A 14,965-nucleotide genomic window follows, 5' to 3' on the forward strand; every position below is an offset into this window, starting at 1 on the left:
GCGCACGCAAAGGATTTTCTGCATCCGCTCGGTCATAAAATTACAAACTAGACGTTCGGATGGTTGCAATGTTGCGCAAGCCCGCGTATTCGATGGGTCAACCCGCGAATCCGCGCTGCGGAGCCGCATCACATTCAAAGGTTGGTTCAAGCAGGAGGCCGCCATGGCACTGGACACGCAAACGGGCATCGCCCAGTACGACGCGCCGGAAAAAGACCTCTACGAGATCGGTGAAATGCCGCCGATGGGCTACGTGCCCAAGAAGATGTACGCTTGGGCGATCCGCCGCGAGCGCCACGGCGACCCCGAAACCTCGTTCCAGCAGGAAGTTGTCGATACATGGACCATCGACAGCCACGAGGTCCTTGTTCTGGTGATGGCCGCCGGCGTGAACTACAACGGCGTCTGGGCCGGCAAGGGGGTGCCGATCAGCCCCTTCGACGTGCACGGGCAGGATTTCCACATCGCCGGTTCCGATGCCTCGGGCATCGTCTGGGCCGTCGGTGACAAGGTCAAGAACTGGAAGGTGGGCGACGAGGTCGTGATCCACTGCAACCAGGACGACGGCGACGACGAGCACTGCAACGGCGGCGACCCGATGTTCTCGCCCAGCCAGCGGATCTGGGGCTACGAGACCGGCGACGGCTCTTTCGCGCAGTTCACCAAGGTGCAGGCGCAGCAGCTGATGCCGCGTCCCAAGCACCTGACCTGGGAAGAAGCCGCCTGCTACACGCTGACGCTGGCCACCGCCTACCGGATGCTCTTCGGCCACCAGCCGCACGAACTGCGCCCCGGCCAGAACGTGCTGGTCTGGGGTGCCTCGGGTGGCCTTGGCTCTTACGCGATCCAGCTGGCGAACACGGCGGGCGCCAACGCCATCGGCGTTATCTCGGACGAGAGCAAGCGCCAGTTCGTGATGGATCAGGGCGCCAAGGGTGTCATCAACCGCAAGGACTTCAACTGCTGGGGTCAGCTGCCCACGGTGAACTCGCCGGAATACAACGCGTGGCTGAAAGAGGCGCGCAAGTTCGGCAAGGCGATCTGGGACATCACCGGCAAGGGCAACAACGTCGACATGGTCTTCGAACACCCGGGCGAGGCGACCTTCCCGGTCTCTGCCCTCGTGGTGAAGAAGGGCGGCATGGTCGTGATCTGCGCGGGCACCAGCGGCTTCAACTGCACCTTCGACGTGCGCTACATGTGGATGCACCAGAAGCGCCTGCAGGGCTCGCACTTCGCCAACCTGCAACAGGCGGCCTCGGCCAACCGGCTGATGATCGAGCGGCGCCTCGACCCCTGCATGTCCGAGGTCTTCCCCTGGGCAGAGATCCCGGCGGCGCATACCAAGATGCTGAACAACGAGCACAAGCCCGGCAACATGGCGGTGCTGGTGCAGGCCCCGAAGACCGGCCTGCGCACGCTGGAAGATGCGCTGGACGCGAAGAAGTAAGACGCGAAGACGTAAACTGTCGCGACACTCATGGACGCCCGCAGATCGCCCCCGGCGACGCGGGCGTCTTCGTGTCCGGGGGATGGCCGAAGCCGCATCAGGGGCTTGCCGGATCGTCCCCCCGCCATTTTGGGGGAGTAAGATTCCGCGAATACGACCCGGAAGCGCGGCATGCTATAGTTGAGTTAATCGTTCGTTAACCATCTGTAGACGAGGCTTGCCATGGGACATGACTGGATACTGGACGTATTGGCGGATCTGAAAACCTTCGCGCGGTCCAACGGACTGCCGTCCCTGGCGGCACAACTGGACGATGCGGGCTTGGTCGCTCAGGCAGAGCTTGCGTCTCTGGCGGAGGGTAAGCGGCTTGGGTTTGTTGGGGACGACAGTTCGCCTGGACGGGCTGATCGAGCGGCTGGAGTCCGCTGAAAGCCTGAGCGACCTGCAAGGCGCCATCGAGGACCTGCGCGACAGGCTGGGGGCCGACAATATCGTCTACCACTGGGTCAATGCCAATGGGCAGCAATACGGCTGCGGCACCTATGACATCGAATGGGTCAATCGCTACGTCGAAAAGGGCTATCTGCGCGTCGATCCGGTGGTGATCGGCTGCTACCAGCGCTTTCACCCGGTCGACTGGAAACGGCTGGACTGGTCAAGCCGCGCCGCCCGGGCCTTTATACAGGACGCAATCGCGCACGGTGTCGGCAATCAGGGGTATTCCATTCCGATCCGGGGGCCGAACGGACAATTCGCGATCTTCTCGCTCAACCACTCCTGCGGCGACGACGACTGGCAGAGCTTCACAGAGGGGAACCGCCGCGACCTGATCCTGCTGGCGCATTTCTTCAACCAGAAGGCGCTGGAGTTCGAACCGGGGCGCCGGCCAGAGGCCGCGCAGCCGCTTTCGCCGCGAGAGATCGAGGCGATGACGCTGCTGGCGGTGGGCTACAGCCGGGCGCAGGCGGCGGACACGCTGTCGATTTCCGAACATACGCTGCGGGTCTACGTCGAAAGCGCGCGGCACAAGCTGGGGGCCTTGAACACGACACATGCCGTCGCGCGGGCGCTCAGCCGGGGTGTGATCATGGTCTGAACCCCGCAGGGTAAACCCGCGGTAGGACCAGCGCGCGCCCCGGTTCGTTTCCGTTAACCGTCGAGGCGAAAATCTGGACCCGTCACATATCCACTGACGGGAGCCCCCCATGATCCGCTATATCTACGGACACGACCTGCCCCTCTTCCCGCAACTGCGCGACGGCATGTTCCGCGACCGCGCCAACCAGTTCAAGACACGCCTCGGCTGGGACGTCACGGTCGACGAGGCCGGGTTCGAGCGCGACGAATACGACGCCGAAAATCCGCTGTATGTCATCTGGGAAGAGGCCGACGGCACACATGGCGGGTCGATGCGGCTGCTGCCCACGACGGGGCGGACCATGGTCAACGACCACTTTCCGCAGCTGACGGGGGGCACCCGTATCTCCAGCCCGGTGATCTGGGAATGCACCCGCTTCTGCCTTGCCCGGGGCGCGAAGCCCGGCGTCGCGGCGGCGCTGATGCTGGCGGGGGGCGAGGTCATGCAGCAATTCGGCGTGGCGCATTATGTCGGCGTCTTCGACGCGCGCATGGTGCGGATCTACCGCCGTATCGGCTCTTCACCCGAGGTGCTGGGCAGCGAGGGCGCAGGCCGCGCGCGGATAAGCGTCGGTCTGTGGGAATTCACGCCCGAGGCGCAGGCCGAGGTGGCGCGGGCCGCCGGGATCACGCCCGACATGTCGCGCCGCTGGTTCGAGCGCTCTTTCGGCTCGGTCATCTCTGCAAGGCAGGTGGTGGCCGCCTGAGGCCCGTCCCTGCAGGGCGCGTTTTGCCCGCAGTGGCCTCAGCCGTCGTTTCGAAAGCAGGCGTCGGGCGGGGTGGCCTTCTGGCCATCGACACGCGCGCCGCAATGGATGCACATCCACTGGCTGCCGCTCTGCCCCCTTTGCTCGCGCCAGCGGCACAAGCGGGTCCGGCGATTGGAAAACACCGCCACCAGGATGAAGGCCGCGATCAGCCCGACAAGTACTAACATGGCGCAGACCTGTCGCATGCGCCGGGACTGACAAGTCCCGGCCAGCGTATCCGGTCCGTCGGCAAGGCCCTCAGGCGGCGACGGGCAGGTCTTCGTAGACCGGCGCGGTCGAGGGCTTGCGGGCTTCGGGGGTGAAATAGGACAGGCTGTCTTCGAGAATCCGAAGGGCTTCCTGCGCGGTGATTTTCTTTTGCTCTTGCATCGGGGTGCCTTTCCGTCTGGCGTCTCCCCTCCCTGCCTGACAGATAGTCCCGGCTCTCTTTCGCTGCACCGCAGAAAGACGCAATCTCGCCTTGCGCGCAGTGCAAAGCGGACGCTGCGTCACCCCCTCTCAGGACGCCCGGCGCACCCCCTGCCCGCGCCGCATGCCCCCCGCAAGCCGCCATCCCGGCACCCGGTTTCGGGCGCCCCGGCACCACGGGACCTATGCGCTTTCGCCCGGTGCCGGAGGCGCGATGTAATGCCTCCACGCACGAAAAAACCCGGAGACGCTTTTGGCGCCTCCGGGCTTTTGCGGGCACATCGATCGTCCCCTGTCAGTGCGCGCGTTCCACCAGCATCTGCTTGATGTTCGCGATCGCCTCTGCGGGGTTCAGGCCCTTCGGGCAGGTCTTGGCGCAGTTCATGATGGTGTGGCAGCGGTACAGCTTGAACGGGTCTTCGACGTTGTCCAGCCGCTCACCCGTCGCCTCGTCACGCGAATCGATGATCCAGCGGTAGGCGTGCAGCAGGGCTGCGGGTCCAAGGTAGCGGTCGCCGTTCCACCAGTAGCTGGGGCAAGCGGTCGAGCAGGAGGCGCACATCACGCATTCATAAAGGCCGTCCAGCTTCTTGCGGTCCTCGATGGACTGCTTCCACTCTTTCGCCGGGCGGTTGGTCTTGGTTTCCAGCCAGGGCATGATGCTGGCGTGCTGGGCATAGAAATGCGTCAGGTCCGGGATCAGGTCCTTGACCACCGGCATGTGCGGCAGCGGGTAGATCTTGACGGTCTCGGTCTCGACCTCGTCGAGGCCGTAGATGCAGGCCAGCGTGTTGATCCCGTCGATGTTCATCGCGCAGGACCCGCAGATCCCCTCGCGGCAGGACCGGCGGAAGGTCAGCGTCGGGTCGACCTCGTTCTTGATCTTGATGAGCGCGTCCAGGACCATCGGGCCGCAGGCGTCCATATCGAGGAAATAGGTATCCACCCGCGGGTTGTCGCCGTCGTCGGGGTTCCAGCGATAGATCTGGAACTTGCGGACGTTGGTCGCGCCGTCCGGCTTCGGCCAGGTCTTGCCCGTGCGGATGCGGGAATTCTTGGGGAGAGTGAATTGGACCATGAGTTCTACCTCCTGGCTGGGGTGTTCTTGACGAAACGGGCTGGGGCGGGGGTCGAAGGGGTCACCGGAGCGCCCCCTGAAGCAGCGCGGGCAACCCGCGGTTGGCAAGGCAGGACAGCGTCTCGGGCCGGGCCGCGATCTCGGAAACGATCTGGATCGAGCTTTCCGTGGGCCCTCCGACCGTGTCCACGGCCAGCGCATAGATCTGCTGGGCAGAGGCATTGTCGATCACGCAGTCGATGGCGGGCTGCACCGGCACGCCGGGGAAGCGCTCGACTACCACGCGATTGACGGTGGACCGGGCCGCCTCGCGGGCGATGGTATCCTGCGACTGGGCCGTACAGGCGCCAAGCGCGAGGATCAGAAGAAGGGCTTTTTTCATGAAGGCCACCTTGCAAACAGAGCATCGACGTAACGCGGTGCGGCACCGCCGCGCCCGTCCCCGGGCAGCGACAGGACATCGCGGAATTCCAGCCCCGCCGCAGCAAGGGCCGCGATCACCCGGCTGGGCGGCGCCACCCCCTCGAACCGCTGGCTGAGCGACAGTTCCAGAATGGCAAACTCGGTCCGGGCAAGCGTCTCGGGCGCACCCTGAAGGACGTCCAGCTCGAAGCCTTCGGTGTCGATCTTCAGACCGACACGGCCCGGGTAGGCCTGCATGATCTGGTCCAGCCGCCGCACCTCGACCGAGCGGGTCTCGACCGATTGCACCCGCCGCGCCATCGGGCCGGCGATCTCGCGGAAGCCCGCCATGGCGCCGTCGGTGCCGTGCTTCGTCACCGGTATCCGCAAATCCATCCGGCCCGCCGCGGGACCGGCGGCGCAGGCATGAAAGTCATAGTCGGCGGGCGCGGTTGACAGGTCTTCCGCCACCTCCGCCCGGGGGTCGACCAGCACGAATTTCGTGTTCGGAAAGGCATCGTAGAGATGCGGCGTGCCCCTGTGGACACCCACATCCACGACGACATCGGGCGCAAAGCCGTAGCCGCGCAGATGGTCCGCCCCTTCGCGGTTGCGCACCGCGACCAGCCCTTCACGCCGCAGGGCGCGGCGAAGCTCGGGGGTCATGTGGATGCCCCCCGACGCCCCGGGCAGGCCCTGTGGCATGCGGTCAGTTCAAGCAATAGAGCGTGCCCCTGTACATCTTCGGCGCGCCCGGCACGCAGCCGGGCAACGGAACGTGGACGAGGTTCACGGGCTTCTGCCGCAACGGCGCGCGGTGCGTGCCGCGCGCCATGCAGTCCTGAAGGATCTGATTGTAGCGCACCTGATAGCCGTATTTCGACCCGCTGTAGGCATTGGCCTCGGCCTCTGCGTAGCAGGTCTGGGATACGGTGCCATAGCCGTTCGCCAGTGCCGGAAGGGCAGAGGCGGCGGTCAGGGCGGCGGCTGCAATCAGGGTCTTCGTCATCAGAAAGTCCTCGCTTTCGGGGCGATCTTCTGCAACGAAATCCCGCCCTGTTCCTCGTTCGTCAACGGATCGACGATGACAGGACGATAGCTCAGCGCGACGTTGTTTCCATCGACACGGGCAACGGTGTGGACGCGCCAGTTCTCGTCGTCCCGCTCCGAGAAGTCCTCGTGCGCATGGGCGCCGCGCGATTCCTTGCGCGCCTCGGCGCCGACGATGGTCGCCAGGGCGTTGGGCATCAGGTTCGTCAGTTCCAGCGTTTCCATCAGGTCCGAGTTCCAGACGAGGCTGCGGTCGGTGACCTTCAGGTCGTCCATCTTTGCGGCGATGGCGGTCATCGCCTCGACACCCTCGGCCATGGTCTCGGCGGTGCGGAAGACGGCGGCGTCGCGCTGCATGGTCTTCTGCATCTCCAGACGCAACTCTGCCGTGGGCACGCCGCCCTCGGCATGGCGCAGGCCGTCGAAGCGGGCGAAGGCCTTGTCGATCTCGCCCTTGGGCGCCACCGGCACCGCGCCTTCGCGGTCAACCACCTGGCCGGCGCGGATCGCGGCGGCGCGGCCGAAGACGACGAGGTCGATCAACGAGTTCGACCCAAGGCGGTTGGCGCCGTGCACCGACGCACAGCCTGCCTCACCCACGGCCATCAGGCCCGGCACGATGGCGGTCGGGTTGTCCTCGGTCGGGTTCAGCACCTCGCCCCAGTAGTTCGTCGGGATGCCGCCCATGTTGTAGTGCACGGTGGGCAGGACCGGGATCGGTTCCTTGGTCACATCGACGCCCGCGAAGATCTTGGCCGATTCCGAGATGCCCGGCAGACGCTCTGCCAGCGCCTCGGCGGGCAGGTGCGAGAGGTTCAGGTGGATGTGGTCGCCGTCCTTGCCGACGCCCCGGCCCTCGCGGATCTCCATGGTCATGGAGCGGCTGACATAGTCACGCGGCGCGAGGTCCTTGTAGGTCGGCGCGTAGCGTTCCATGAAGCGCTCGCCCTCGGAGTTCGTCAGGTAGCCGCCCTCGCCCCGCGCGCCTTCGGTGATCAGGCAGCCGGAACCGTAGATGCCGGTCGGGTGGAACTGCACGAATTCCATGTCCTGAAGCGGCAGACCGGCGCGGGCCACCATGCCGCCGCCGTCGCCGGTGCAGGTGTGCGCCGAGGTGGCGGAGAAATAGGCACGCCCGTAACCGCCGGTTGCCAGAACGACCATCTTGGCGTTGAAGACATGCATCGTGCCGTCGTCCAGCTTCCAGCAGAGGACGCCCTTGCAGACGCCGTCCTCCATCAGCAGGTCGATGGCGAAGTATTCGACGTAGAACTCGGCCTTCTGCTTCAGCGACTGGCCATACAGCGTGTGCAGGATGGCGTGGCCGGTGCGGTCGGCGGCGGCGCAGGTGCGCTGCACCGGGGGGCCTTCACCGAACTCGGTGGTGTGGCCGCCGAAGGGTCGCTGGTAGATCTTGCCCTCTTCGGTGCGGCTGAACGGCACGCCGTAGTGCTCCAGCTCGTAGACCGCCTTGGGCGCCTCGCGGGCGAGGTATTCCATGGCGTCGGTGTCGCCCAGCCAGTCGGACCCCTTGACGGTGTCGTACATGTGCCACTGCCAGTTGTCGGGCCCCATGTTCGACAGCGAGGCGGCGATGCCGCCCTGTGCCGCGACGGTATGCGAGCGCGTCGGGAAGACCTTGGTCACGCAGGCCGTGCGCAGGCCCTGCTCGGCCATGCCCAGCGTCGCGCGCAGCCCGGCGCCGCCGGCACCCACGACCACGACGTCATAATCATGCGTCTCGTATTCGTATGAAGCAGTCATAGTGGTTCTTTCCTGTCGCGCGTCAGAGGGCGATTTTCACGAGGGCGAACAGCCCCATGGCCATCAGCGTATAAGTCAGCGCCGAGGTGGCGATCAGCGCGAAGCGCTCTGCCATGCCGTGCATGTAGTCCTCGATCGCCTCATGCGCCTCGTTCTTCACGTGGTTGAGGATCACGACCATGCCAAGGCCGGTGACGATGGCGGGCCAGTGGCCGCGAGAAGTAGGCGATGACCTCTTCGCGGGTGCCGCCCATGCCGGCGCCGAAGGTAATGACGAAAAGCGGTACGACCACGACCATCAGGATCGACGAGATCAGCATCTGGTAGTGGTGTTGGGTGCCCTGCCCCGAGGCGCCGAGGCCGGTGGCCCGCTTGCGGTCTGTCAGATAACGCATGATGACCCCCTTCAGATCGCGATTGCCGTGAAGAGCGCCAGCAGCGTGGCGCCGATGAACATGCCCCAGCCCATGTACTCGGAGGTCTCGACGTCGAGGCAATATCCGAAGTCCCAGATCACGTGCCGCAGCCGTCCCAGCATGTGGTACCAGATCGCCCACGACCCGATGAACAGCACGAGGTTGCCCAGAAGGCTGAGCAGCAGGCCGTCGACCAGCGCGAAGGCCTCGTCCGAGGAGGCCGCCGCAAGCAGCCAGATGGCCAGCAGCACGGCGACGCCCAGCGTGATCAGCCCGGTGATGCGCACCATGATTGAAGACATGGAGGTCATCTGCGGGCGGTAGTACTGCCCGATCATGAAGGGAGAAAGCGGGCGATTGCCCCGGTTCACATCAGCCATGAGGATATCCTGGGTTGGGGTCCGTTGGTGTCGTTCTATCGCTTTTTACACCACTGTCACCCGTGGGTGCGGCACTGCGGCGCGGTTTTTGGGCGCAATTCGCGAAAATCGTCGCGTTGTGATCACACCCTCTGCCGGCGTGATCACACATTCGGCGCCAAAGCAGACTCCCGCCGGTTTGCCATCGGCGGGGGGTGATCATGACGGATTCGGTCGGGCAATGGCCCGCCGGCTCTCAATCCTCGGGGAAGCCCATCTTGCGCAGCGCGGCCTTGGCCTTGCGTTTCAGCGCGTCGTCCTGCGAGCCGAGATCGCGGTGCAGCTTGCCCATAAGCCCAGAGAGCGCACGGCGGTCGGCCAGAGAGCGGATGGTGTTCGGAATGTCCCCATCGGGAAGACAGAGAACCTCGTCGGAGGTTTGCGGCAGGTTCAGGCTCATCAAGAGCACCCCCAGTTTTGTATGCGTCGAATCTCTCCCCTGTCGCATATTCTACGCAATGGTTAACGAGCCGACCACGGAAATGTCACAGGTGCGGGGGATGCCCCTTGCGCACCCCCTCCCGGCCTACAGCGGCATCAGCGCCCAGTAGTCCAGATCCAGCAGCACCTCGGGGCTGTAGCGCCCGTCGTCGCCCTTCAGGACAAAGGGCTCTCCGCCCTTCGTGGCCACCAGCCGCAGGCGGATTGCCCCGACGCCGGGCGCCGCGGTCTCGGCCTTGTCCAGCACCTCTGTCCAGGCCTTCACCGTATCCCCCGCAAAGCAGGGATTGGCATGGGCGCCGCCGTTCAGGCCGACGATCATCTGCGCATTGGCCAGCCCGTTGAAGGACAGCGCGCGGGCCATCGAGATCACATGCCCGCCGTAGATCAGCCGCCCCTCGGGGCGGAAGGTCAGGTCGAAGTGCACCTTGGCGGTGTTCTGCCAAAGCCGCGTGGCGAGCATGTGCTCGGCCTCCTCGACGGTCACGCCGTCGACGTGGTCGATGGTCTCGCCGATCTCGTAGTCGCCCCAGCGGTGCGGCTCTCCGGCCAGCGTGAAGTCGTAGCCGGTGAAATCCAGCCCCTCGGGGATCACCAGATCCCCGGGCGCCAGCACCGTCTTCAGATCCGGCACCACCGTCTCGGGCGCGGGGGCGTCCGCGTCCTTCTTGCGCACCATCACCCAGCGGCAATATTCCATCACCACCGCGTCATGCTGGTTCAGGCCACGGGTGCGGACCCAGACCACCCCGGTCTTGCCGTTCGAGTTCTGCTTCAGCCCGATCACCTCGGACACCGACCGCAGCGTGTCCCCCGGCCAGACCGGCGCCAGCCAGCGCCCCTCGGCATAGCCGAGGTTGGCCACGGCGTTCAGCGACACGTCCGGCACGGTCTTGCCGAAGACCACGTGAAAGGCGGCAAGATCGTCGATCGGCGCAGCCTTCAGCCCGCAGGCCTGCGCAAAGGCATCCGAGGAATACAGCGCATGCCGCGCCGGGTAGAGCGCATGGTACAGCGCCCGCTCTCCGCCAGAGACGGTGCGCGGCACGGCGTGCTCCAGCACCTGACCGAGACTGTAATCCTCGAAGAAGCGGCCCGGATTGGTCTTCATCACTGCTCTCCCAGCTTGATCTCGGGGGTGTAGGTGCCCTCGACCTCTTTCACCACGGCCTGCCCGCAGCGCATCACGCCATTGGCGGCGTCGAAGGCGTAGGTGGGCTCTCCGTAGAGGGTCCAGCCCTTGTTCAGCGCCGCGGTGACCTTGTGACAGAAGGCCGAGGTGTCGTCCTCGGAGAGGAAGCGGTAAAGTTTCATAGTTTTTCCAGTCGTTTAGCCGAAGGCCTGATATCCGAGAAAGCCGTGGATCATGCCGATGACGAAAAGCAGCACAAGCGAGGCGGCAAGGAAGATCGCGTCCTTCTTGATCGCCCCCTTGGCAGGCGGCACCCAGCCGGGTTCGGCGCGGTTGATCACCGCCATCTCGACCACGGCCCAAAGGCCCAGCCCGCCGAACAGAACAAAGGACGGCACGTCGCCGTTCACCAGCAGATGCGCCAGCGTCCAGATCAGGAAGCCGGTCAGCATCGGGTGGCGCATCCGGTAGAACAGCGCGCCCTTTGCAGGCCCCGGCGAGGTGAAATAGAGCGCGGCCACCATCATCAGGTTGTTGATGCCCACGGTTGCGGGGTGCCGGCCCCAGAAAAAGGCGCCCTCGGCCATGCGGTAGCCGAAGATCATCAGCAGGACGGAGGCCACCAGCGCCAGCGCCACCACCCCCTTGCCCTTGTCGCCCATGGGCTGGCGAAGGCCCGGGGCAACCCGTTTGAACAGATGCGCCGCCCACCAGAGCGCGACACCGAGAATCAGAAGCAGCATTGGCGATCCCTCATGTTAACCCCGTCCACAAAGACCCTATTGCGCAAGCGCGGCAATGGCCTCTGCCACTGGATAGCATCCTGCGGGCGGTCTCGACATGCAGGTTCTCGACGATCTTGCCATCGACGACGGCGACCCCCTGCCCTTCTTTCTCGGCGGTCTCGAAAGCCGCGATCTGGCGGCGCGCGAGGTCGATTTCGGCCCCGGACGGCGCAAAGGCCGCATTGGCCACCTCGACCTGCGCCGGGTGGATCAGCGTCTTGCCGTCCATACCCATGTCGCGGCCCTGTTCACATTCGGCGCGCAGGCCCTCGGCATCCTTGAAGGCGTTGTAGACACCGTCGACGATGACCACGCCATGCGCCTTGGCGGCCAGCAGGCACAGGCCGATCCCCGGCATCATCGGCAGGCGGTCAGCGCGGAAGCGCGCGTTCAGCTCTTTCGCAAGGTCATTGGTGCCCATGACGAAGCCCGCAAGCCTCGGGTGGGCGGCGATCTCGGCGGCGGCAAGCATGCCCTTCGGCGTCTCCATCATCGCCCAGAGCGGCTTCGAGGTCAGCGCGGCCAGCGCATCGAGATCCGCGGCGCTTTCGACCTTGGGCAGCAGCACGGCATCGCAGTCCATGGCGTCGGCGGCGCGGGCATCGGCCTCGCCCCACTCGGTGTCCAGCCCGTTGATCCGCACGATCCGCACCCGATTGCCATAGGACTGCGCCAGCGCCGCCTTCAGCGTGTCCCGCGCGGCAGGCTTTTCCGCAGGGGCAACCGCATCTTCAAGGTCGAAGATCACCGCGTCCACAGGCAAAGAGCGCGCTTTCTCCAGCGCCCGCTCTCGCGAGCCGGGGATGTAGAGAACGGAACGGTAGGGGCGGATGGCCATGTCCATGCGAGTCTCCATGCGCAACAATATTGCGCATGAAATGCACATTTCTTGCCGGAAAGTTCAAGCCCAAATTGCCGCAGTGCAGAAGAATCGTTCGGGTGCGGGGGACCCGCGCAGGGTGTCAGCGCCTTTCGCCCGACTTCGGGAGCCCGCGAAGAGGGTAAATACTGCGAATTTTAGGCAACGCACGCAGCGTTAACCGGCTGGTAGGCGACCCGGCATGAGGATGCCTGCATGGCTCAGAACGGGCCGGGGCGCGGGGCCTGACAACAAGGCCGGCGTCCGGGGATCTGAGAGGACCCAATCCGTACCGGCCCGGCCCGCAAAGCGGCGCATCGACCGGTACAAGCCGAAAGGTGACGACGATGACGGACAAGTTGGCGAAACTGGGGATGCTCTCGGCGGGCATCCTGCTGGGCGCCGCAACCCTTGTGGAGGCCCAGCAGACGATGCGCCATTGCGCCCCGCGCGACACGGTGGTGGAACGTCTGGCCACGAAATACGGCGAGACGCGGCAAAGCATGGGGCTCGGCTCCAACAATGCGGTGATGGAGGTCTTCGCCTCTCCCGACTCGGGGTCCTGGACCATCACGGTGACCATGACAAACGGCGTCACCTGCCTTGTCGCCAGCGGGCAGGCCTTCGAGGAACTGGCCGAGGCCCTGCCGCCCAAGGGCGACGACGCGTGACCCCGGCGCGGGCCGCGGCCCGCCGCCCAGCATATTGCCGCAAGCCGGGCTGGCGCCGAAGCGCGAGAGCCCGGCTTTTCCGTTCGCCCCTTTCCCGGGGCCGCCCCGCCCCGGGCCGGGGCGAGCCACCTGTCCCCCTGCATTCCTGAAAGGCCGCGCCGCAGACAGGGGCCGCGCCAGCTCGCCCCGGCGGTCTGGCATCGCTGCCGCACCCCGGGCCGGATGGGCGCCCTCCCCCTTGGCCCGCCCGCCTCCGCCGTGGCAAGAGTCCCGGGACCAGCGGAAAGGGCGCCCATGAAGATCCTCCTGATCCACCAGAATTTTCCCGGCCAATACAAGCACCTGGCGCCCGCGCTTGTGGCCCTTGGCCATCAGGTCGTGGCCCTCACCTGCAAGGTCAAGGAACCGCAACGCTGGAAAGGCGTGCAGATCGTGCCCTACGCCATTCGCGGCGCCAGCACGCAGGGCATCCACCCCTGGCTGTCGGATTTCGAAACCAAGCTCTTGCGCGGCACCTCCTGCTACCAGGGCGCCATGGCGCTGAAACAGCAAGGGTTCGAGCCGGATGTCATCTGCGCCCACCACGGCTGGGGCGAAAGCCTGTTTCTGAAGGACGTCTGGCCCAAGGCGCGGCTGGGCCTGTACTGCGAACTTTACCACCTGTCGCAACAGCCCTTCCTGAACTTCGACCCCGAGTTTCCCAGCCGCACGCCGGACATCGACGGGCTGCGCATCCGGCTGAAGAACCTCAACAATCGCCTGCACGAAGAGATCATGGACGCGGGTATCTCGCCCACCCGCTTCCAGGCCTCGACCTTCCCGGCGGACTGGCAGGATCGAGATCACCGTCGCCCATGACGGCATCGACACCGATCAGGTGCGCCCCGACCCGCAGGCCCGCCTTGCGCTCGACGACGGCAGGGTGCTGAGCCGCGACGACGAGGTCATCACCTTCATCAACCGCAACCTCGAACCCTACCGGGGTTACCACATCTTCATGCGGGCGCTGCCCGGCATCCTGAAGCGGCGGCCAAACGCGCATGTTGTGCTGCTGGGCGGGGATGACACCTCTTACGGGGCGCGCCCGCCGAAGGGGCAGACCCGGAAGCAGATCTTCATCGACGAGGTGCGGGGCCGAATCCCCACGCCGCACTGGGACCGCGTGCACTTCCCGGGCCGCGTGCCCTACGCGCGATTCCTCGCGATGCTGCAGGTCAGCAGCGCGCATGTCTACCTGACCTACCCCTTCGTGCTGTCCTGGTCCCTGCTGGAGGCAATGAGCGCGGGCTGCGCGATCCTCGCCAGCGACACCGACCCGGTGCGCGAGGTCATGTCAGAGGGCGAAACCGGCTGGATGGTCGATTTCTTCGACACCGAGGCACTGACCGAGCGGCTGTCCGCGCTGCTTGACGACCCGGAGGCGCGCGCAGGGCTGGGCCGGACGGCCCGCGCCTTCGCGCAGGAACACTACGACCTGCAGCGGCTCTGCCTGCCGAAACAGGTGGACTGGGTCATGCAGCTGGCCGACACGCCCCCACGTCCGCCGCGCGACTGACCGCACATGCCGATTGAGAGGGGCGTTTTCCTGCCAGGAAAACGGGACGAATTCTTTGGAAGAATTCGGCGCCTCAGATCCGACCGTCCTGCGCGCGCAGCTGGCGGGCACGGGTCAGGATGGCGTCCTCGATGGCGCGCACCGTCGCCTCGGGCGCGGGGCCCGCGTTGGTCATCAGCGCAATGTTCAAAGAGCGGGCATCCAGCGCCGGGTCGCTGACGTAGATCGTCGCGCGATAGGCCCGACCGCCGCCCGGAGGCGTGCCATAGCCGGTGGTGATGACCCCGGTGAAGGGATCGACCGACTGCACCGGCAGGAAATCGAGCGTTTCGAGCGAGGCGTTCCAGATGTACTTGTTGACCGCGCCGACCTGTCCGGCGTCTTCGCGGGCCCGGAAAAGATCCCAGATCGTGGACCGCGAGCGGGCGCGACGGCCCTTCTCGATATCGATCTCGTCGAGGATTTCATTGGCGCTGGGGGTTTCCACGGGCTGTCCGGCCCGGTTTCCGCACCCCGCCGTCACCGCCAGCACCATCACCAGCGCCGTGCCGGTTACGAGTCGCGAAATGCGCATGTCACCCTCTCCCACCTCGGATCGTTCGGAACCCTGCATACAAGCGGGGCGCCA

Annotated in this window: 19 protein-coding genes and 2 pseudogenes; 5 read left to right on the forward strand and 16 right to left on the reverse strand. The window is 65.7% G+C overall.

The window, feature by feature from the left end:
- Positions 1 to 163 precede the first annotated feature (163 nt).
- The 3 genes from ccrA to ABFB10_RS04570 all read left to right on the forward strand — a co-directional run bounded on the left by ccrA (position 164) and on the right by ABFB10_RS04570 (position 3,294).
- On the forward strand, positions 164 to 1,450 hold the full coding sequence (ccrA, locus tag ABFB10_RS04560; protein WP_347165592.1) for a crotonyl-CoA carboxylase/reductase: 1,287 nt from the start codon (positions 164 to 166) through the stop codon (positions 1,448 to 1,450).
- A gap of 376 nt (positions 1,451 to 1,826) precedes the next feature.
- Positions 1,827 to 2,546 carry a helix-turn-helix transcriptional regulator gene (locus ABFB10_RS04565; protein ID WP_347167930.1) on the forward strand — a complete coding sequence of 240 codons (720 nt, stop codon included), beginning with the start codon at positions 1,827 to 1,829 and terminating at the stop codon, positions 2,544 to 2,546.
- Positions 2,547 to 2,655: 109 nt separating this feature from the next.
- Positions 2,656 to 3,294, forward strand: coding sequence for an acyl-homoserine-lactone synthase (locus ABFB10_RS04570; protein WP_347165593.1), 639 nt, complete (start codon positions 2,656 to 2,658; stop codon positions 3,292 to 3,294).
- 38 nt (positions 3,295 to 3,332) lie between these two features.
- On the opposite strand, the gene ABFB10_RS04575 is transcribed toward ABFB10_RS04570, so the two are convergent.
- The 15 genes and pseudogenes from ABFB10_RS04575 to ABFB10_RS04645 form a co-directional block, all read right to left on the reverse strand.
- A complete protein-coding gene (locus ABFB10_RS04575) occupies positions 3,333 to 3,524 on the reverse strand; it encodes a hypothetical protein (protein ID WP_347165594.1) in 192 nt (63 codons plus the stop codon).
- A gap of 70 nt (positions 3,525 to 3,594) precedes the next feature.
- Positions 3,595 to 3,726, reverse strand: coding sequence for a hypothetical protein (locus tag ABFB10_RS04580; RefSeq protein WP_347165595.1), 132 nt, complete (start codon positions 3,724 to 3,726; stop codon positions 3,595 to 3,597).
- Positions 3,727 to 4,060: 334 nt separating this feature from the next.
- Positions 4,061 to 4,843 (reverse strand): succinate dehydrogenase iron-sulfur subunit, encoded by a 783-nt coding sequence (locus ABFB10_RS04585; RefSeq protein WP_347165596.1) that lies wholly within the window; start codon positions 4,841 to 4,843, stop codon positions 4,061 to 4,063.
- A 61-nt stretch (positions 4,844 to 4,904) separates the two neighbouring features.
- Complete coding sequence (locus ABFB10_RS04590; RefSeq protein ID WP_347165597.1) at positions 4,905 to 5,225, reverse strand: hypothetical protein; 321 nt, start codon at positions 5,223 to 5,225, stop codon at positions 4,905 to 4,907.
- Positions 5,222 to 5,911 carry an FkbM family methyltransferase gene (locus tag ABFB10_RS04595; protein ID WP_347165598.1) on the reverse strand — a complete coding sequence of 230 codons (690 nt, stop codon included), beginning with the start codon at positions 5,909 to 5,911 and terminating at the stop codon, positions 5,222 to 5,224. Before ABFB10_RS04595 ends, ABFB10_RS04590 begins: the two co-directional genes overlap by 4 nt.
- A gap of 43 nt (positions 5,912 to 5,954) precedes the next feature.
- Positions 5,955 to 6,254: a hypothetical protein gene (locus ABFB10_RS04600; RefSeq protein ID WP_347165599.1), complete on the reverse strand. Its 300-nt coding sequence runs from the start codon at positions 6,252 to 6,254 to the stop codon at positions 5,955 to 5,957.
- On the reverse strand, positions 6,254 to 8,059 hold the full coding sequence (gene sdhA / locus ABFB10_RS04605) for a succinate dehydrogenase flavoprotein subunit (protein ID WP_347165600.1): 1,806 nt from the start codon (positions 8,057 to 8,059) through the stop codon (positions 6,254 to 6,256). Before sdhA ends, ABFB10_RS04600 begins: the two co-directional genes overlap by 1 nt.
- A 22-nt stretch (positions 8,060 to 8,081) precedes the next feature.
- Positions 8,082 to 8,240 carry a hypothetical protein gene (locus tag ABFB10_RS04610; protein WP_347165601.1) on the reverse strand — a complete coding sequence of 53 codons (159 nt, stop codon included), beginning with the start codon at positions 8,238 to 8,240 and terminating at the stop codon, positions 8,082 to 8,084.
- Complete coding sequence (locus tag ABFB10_RS04615; protein ID WP_347165602.1) at positions 8,200 to 8,454, reverse strand: succinate dehydrogenase/fumarate reductase transmembrane subunit; 255 nt, start codon at positions 8,452 to 8,454, stop codon at positions 8,200 to 8,202. Before ABFB10_RS04615 ends, ABFB10_RS04610 begins: the two co-directional genes overlap by 41 nt.
- Before the next feature lie 11 nt (positions 8,455 to 8,465).
- Positions 8,466 to 8,855, reverse strand: a complete 390-nt coding sequence (sdhC, locus tag ABFB10_RS04620; protein ID WP_347165603.1) for a succinate dehydrogenase, cytochrome b556 subunit — start codon at positions 8,853 to 8,855, stop codon at positions 8,466 to 8,468.
- A gap of 235 nt (positions 8,856 to 9,090) precedes the next feature.
- The gene (locus ABFB10_RS04625; protein WP_347165604.1) at positions 9,091 to 9,294 is read right to left on the reverse strand and encodes a hypothetical protein; all 204 of its coding nucleotides are present in this window, start codon (positions 9,292 to 9,294) and stop codon (positions 9,091 to 9,093) included.
- Positions 9,295 to 9,420: 126 nt separating this feature from the next.
- The gene (locus ABFB10_RS04630; protein ID WP_347165605.1) at positions 9,421 to 10,449 is read right to left on the reverse strand and encodes a MaoC family dehydratase; all 1,029 of its coding nucleotides are present in this window, start codon (positions 10,447 to 10,449) and stop codon (positions 9,421 to 9,423) included.
- Complete coding sequence (locus ABFB10_RS04635) at positions 10,446 to 10,649, reverse strand: DUF1737 domain-containing protein (RefSeq protein WP_347165606.1); 204 nt, start codon at positions 10,647 to 10,649, stop codon at positions 10,446 to 10,448. Before ABFB10_RS04635 ends, ABFB10_RS04630 begins: the two co-directional genes overlap by 4 nt.
- A gap of 15 nt (positions 10,650 to 10,664) precedes the next feature.
- Positions 10,665 to 11,210 (reverse strand): NnrU family protein, encoded by a 546-nt coding sequence (locus ABFB10_RS04640; RefSeq protein ID WP_347165607.1) that lies wholly within the window; start codon positions 11,208 to 11,210, stop codon positions 10,665 to 10,667.
- Between the two features lie 36 nt (positions 11,211 to 11,246).
- Positions 11,247 to 12,096: pseudogene (locus ABFB10_RS04645) on the reverse strand (HpcH/HpaI aldolase/citrate lyase family protein).
- A gap of 362 nt (positions 12,097 to 12,458) precedes the next feature.
- Between ABFB10_RS04645 and ABFB10_RS04650 the strand changes: the two are divergent.
- Positions 12,459 to 12,782: a hypothetical protein gene (locus ABFB10_RS04650; protein WP_430522991.1), complete on the forward strand. Its 324-nt coding sequence runs from the start codon at positions 12,459 to 12,461 to the stop codon at positions 12,780 to 12,782.
- A gap of 294 nt (positions 12,783 to 13,076) precedes the next feature.
- A pseudogene (locus ABFB10_RS04655) lies at positions 13,077 to 14,337 on the forward strand (glycosyltransferase family 4 protein).
- Between the two features lie 73 nt (positions 14,338 to 14,410).
- Here the strand turns inward: ABFB10_RS04655 and ABFB10_RS04660 are convergent.
- Positions 14,411 to 14,911 carry a DUF3576 domain-containing protein gene (locus ABFB10_RS04660; RefSeq protein ID WP_347165609.1) on the reverse strand — a complete coding sequence of 167 codons (501 nt, stop codon included), beginning with the start codon at positions 14,909 to 14,911 and terminating at the stop codon, positions 14,411 to 14,413.
- Positions 14,912 to 14,965 lie beyond the last annotated feature (54 nt).

The organism is Ponticoccus litoralis (assembly GCF_039769985.1).
GTDB lineage: Bacteria > Pseudomonadota > Alphaproteobacteria > Rhodobacterales > Rhodobacteraceae > Ponticoccus > Ponticoccus litoralis.

What these genes read in the sequence shown, in the direction of transcription:
- ccrA (WP_347165592.1), top strand. Translation starts at nt 164, where the DNA reads ATGGCACTGGACACGCAAACGGGCATCGCCCAGTACGACGCGCCGGAA.
- ABFB10_RS04570 (WP_347165593.1), top strand. Translation starts at nt 2,656, where the DNA reads ATGATCCGCTATATCTACGGACACGACCTGCCCCTCTTCCCGCAACTG.
- ABFB10_RS04575 (WP_347165594.1), bottom strand. Translation starts at nt 3,524, where the DNA reads ATGTTAGTACTTGTCGGGCTGATCGCGGCCTTCATCCTGGTGGCGGTG.
- ABFB10_RS04580 (WP_347165595.1), bottom strand. Translation starts at nt 3,726, where the DNA reads ATGCAAGAGCAAAAGAAAATCACCGCGCAGGAAGCCCTTCGGATTCTC.
- ABFB10_RS04585 (WP_347165596.1), bottom strand. Translation starts at nt 4,843, where the DNA reads ATGGTCCAATTCACTCTCCCCAAGAATTCCCGCATCCGCACGGGCAAG.
- ABFB10_RS04590 (WP_347165597.1), bottom strand. Translation starts at nt 5,225, where the DNA reads ATGAAAAAAGCCCTTCTTCTGATCCTCGCGCTTGGCGCCTGTACGGCC.
- ABFB10_RS04595 (WP_347165598.1), bottom strand. Translation starts at nt 5,911, where the DNA reads ATGACCCCCGAGCTTCGCCGCGCCCTGCGGCGTGAAGGGCTGGTCGCG.
- ABFB10_RS04600 (WP_347165599.1), bottom strand. Translation starts at nt 6,254, where the DNA reads ATGACGAAGACCCTGATTGCAGCCGCCGCCCTGACCGCCGCCTCTGCC.
- sdhA (WP_347165600.1), bottom strand. Translation starts at nt 8,059, where the DNA reads ATGACTGCTTCATACGAATACGAGACGCATGATTATGACGTCGTGGTC.
- ABFB10_RS04610 (WP_347165601.1), bottom strand. Translation starts at nt 8,240, where the DNA reads ATGGTCGTGATCCTCAACCACGTGAAGAACGAGGCGCATGAGGCGATC.
- ABFB10_RS04615 (WP_347165602.1), bottom strand. Translation starts at nt 8,454, where the DNA reads ATGCGTTATCTGACAGACCGCAAGCGGGCCACCGGCCTCGGCGCCTCG.
- sdhC (WP_347165603.1), bottom strand. Translation starts at nt 8,855, where the DNA reads ATGGCTGATGTGAACCGGGGCAATCGCCCGCTTTCTCCCTTCATGATC.
- ABFB10_RS04625 (WP_347165604.1), bottom strand. Translation starts at nt 9,294, where the DNA reads ATGAGCCTGAACCTGCCGCAAACCTCCGACGAGGTTCTCTGTCTTCCC.
- ABFB10_RS04635 (WP_347165606.1), bottom strand. Translation starts at nt 10,649, where the DNA reads ATGAAACTTTACCGCTTCCTCTCCGAGGACGACACCTCGGCCTTCTGT.
- ABFB10_RS04640 (WP_347165607.1), bottom strand. Translation starts at nt 11,210, where the DNA reads ATGCTGCTTCTGATTCTCGGTGTCGCGCTCTGGTGGGCGGCGCATCTG.
- ABFB10_RS04650 (WP_430522991.1), top strand. Translation starts at nt 12,459, where the DNA reads ATGACGGACAAGTTGGCGAAACTGGGGATGCTCTCGGCGGGCATCCTG.
- ABFB10_RS04660 (WP_347165609.1), bottom strand. Translation starts at nt 14,911, where the DNA reads ATGCGCATTTCGCGACTCGTAACCGGCACGGCGCTGGTGATGGTGCTG.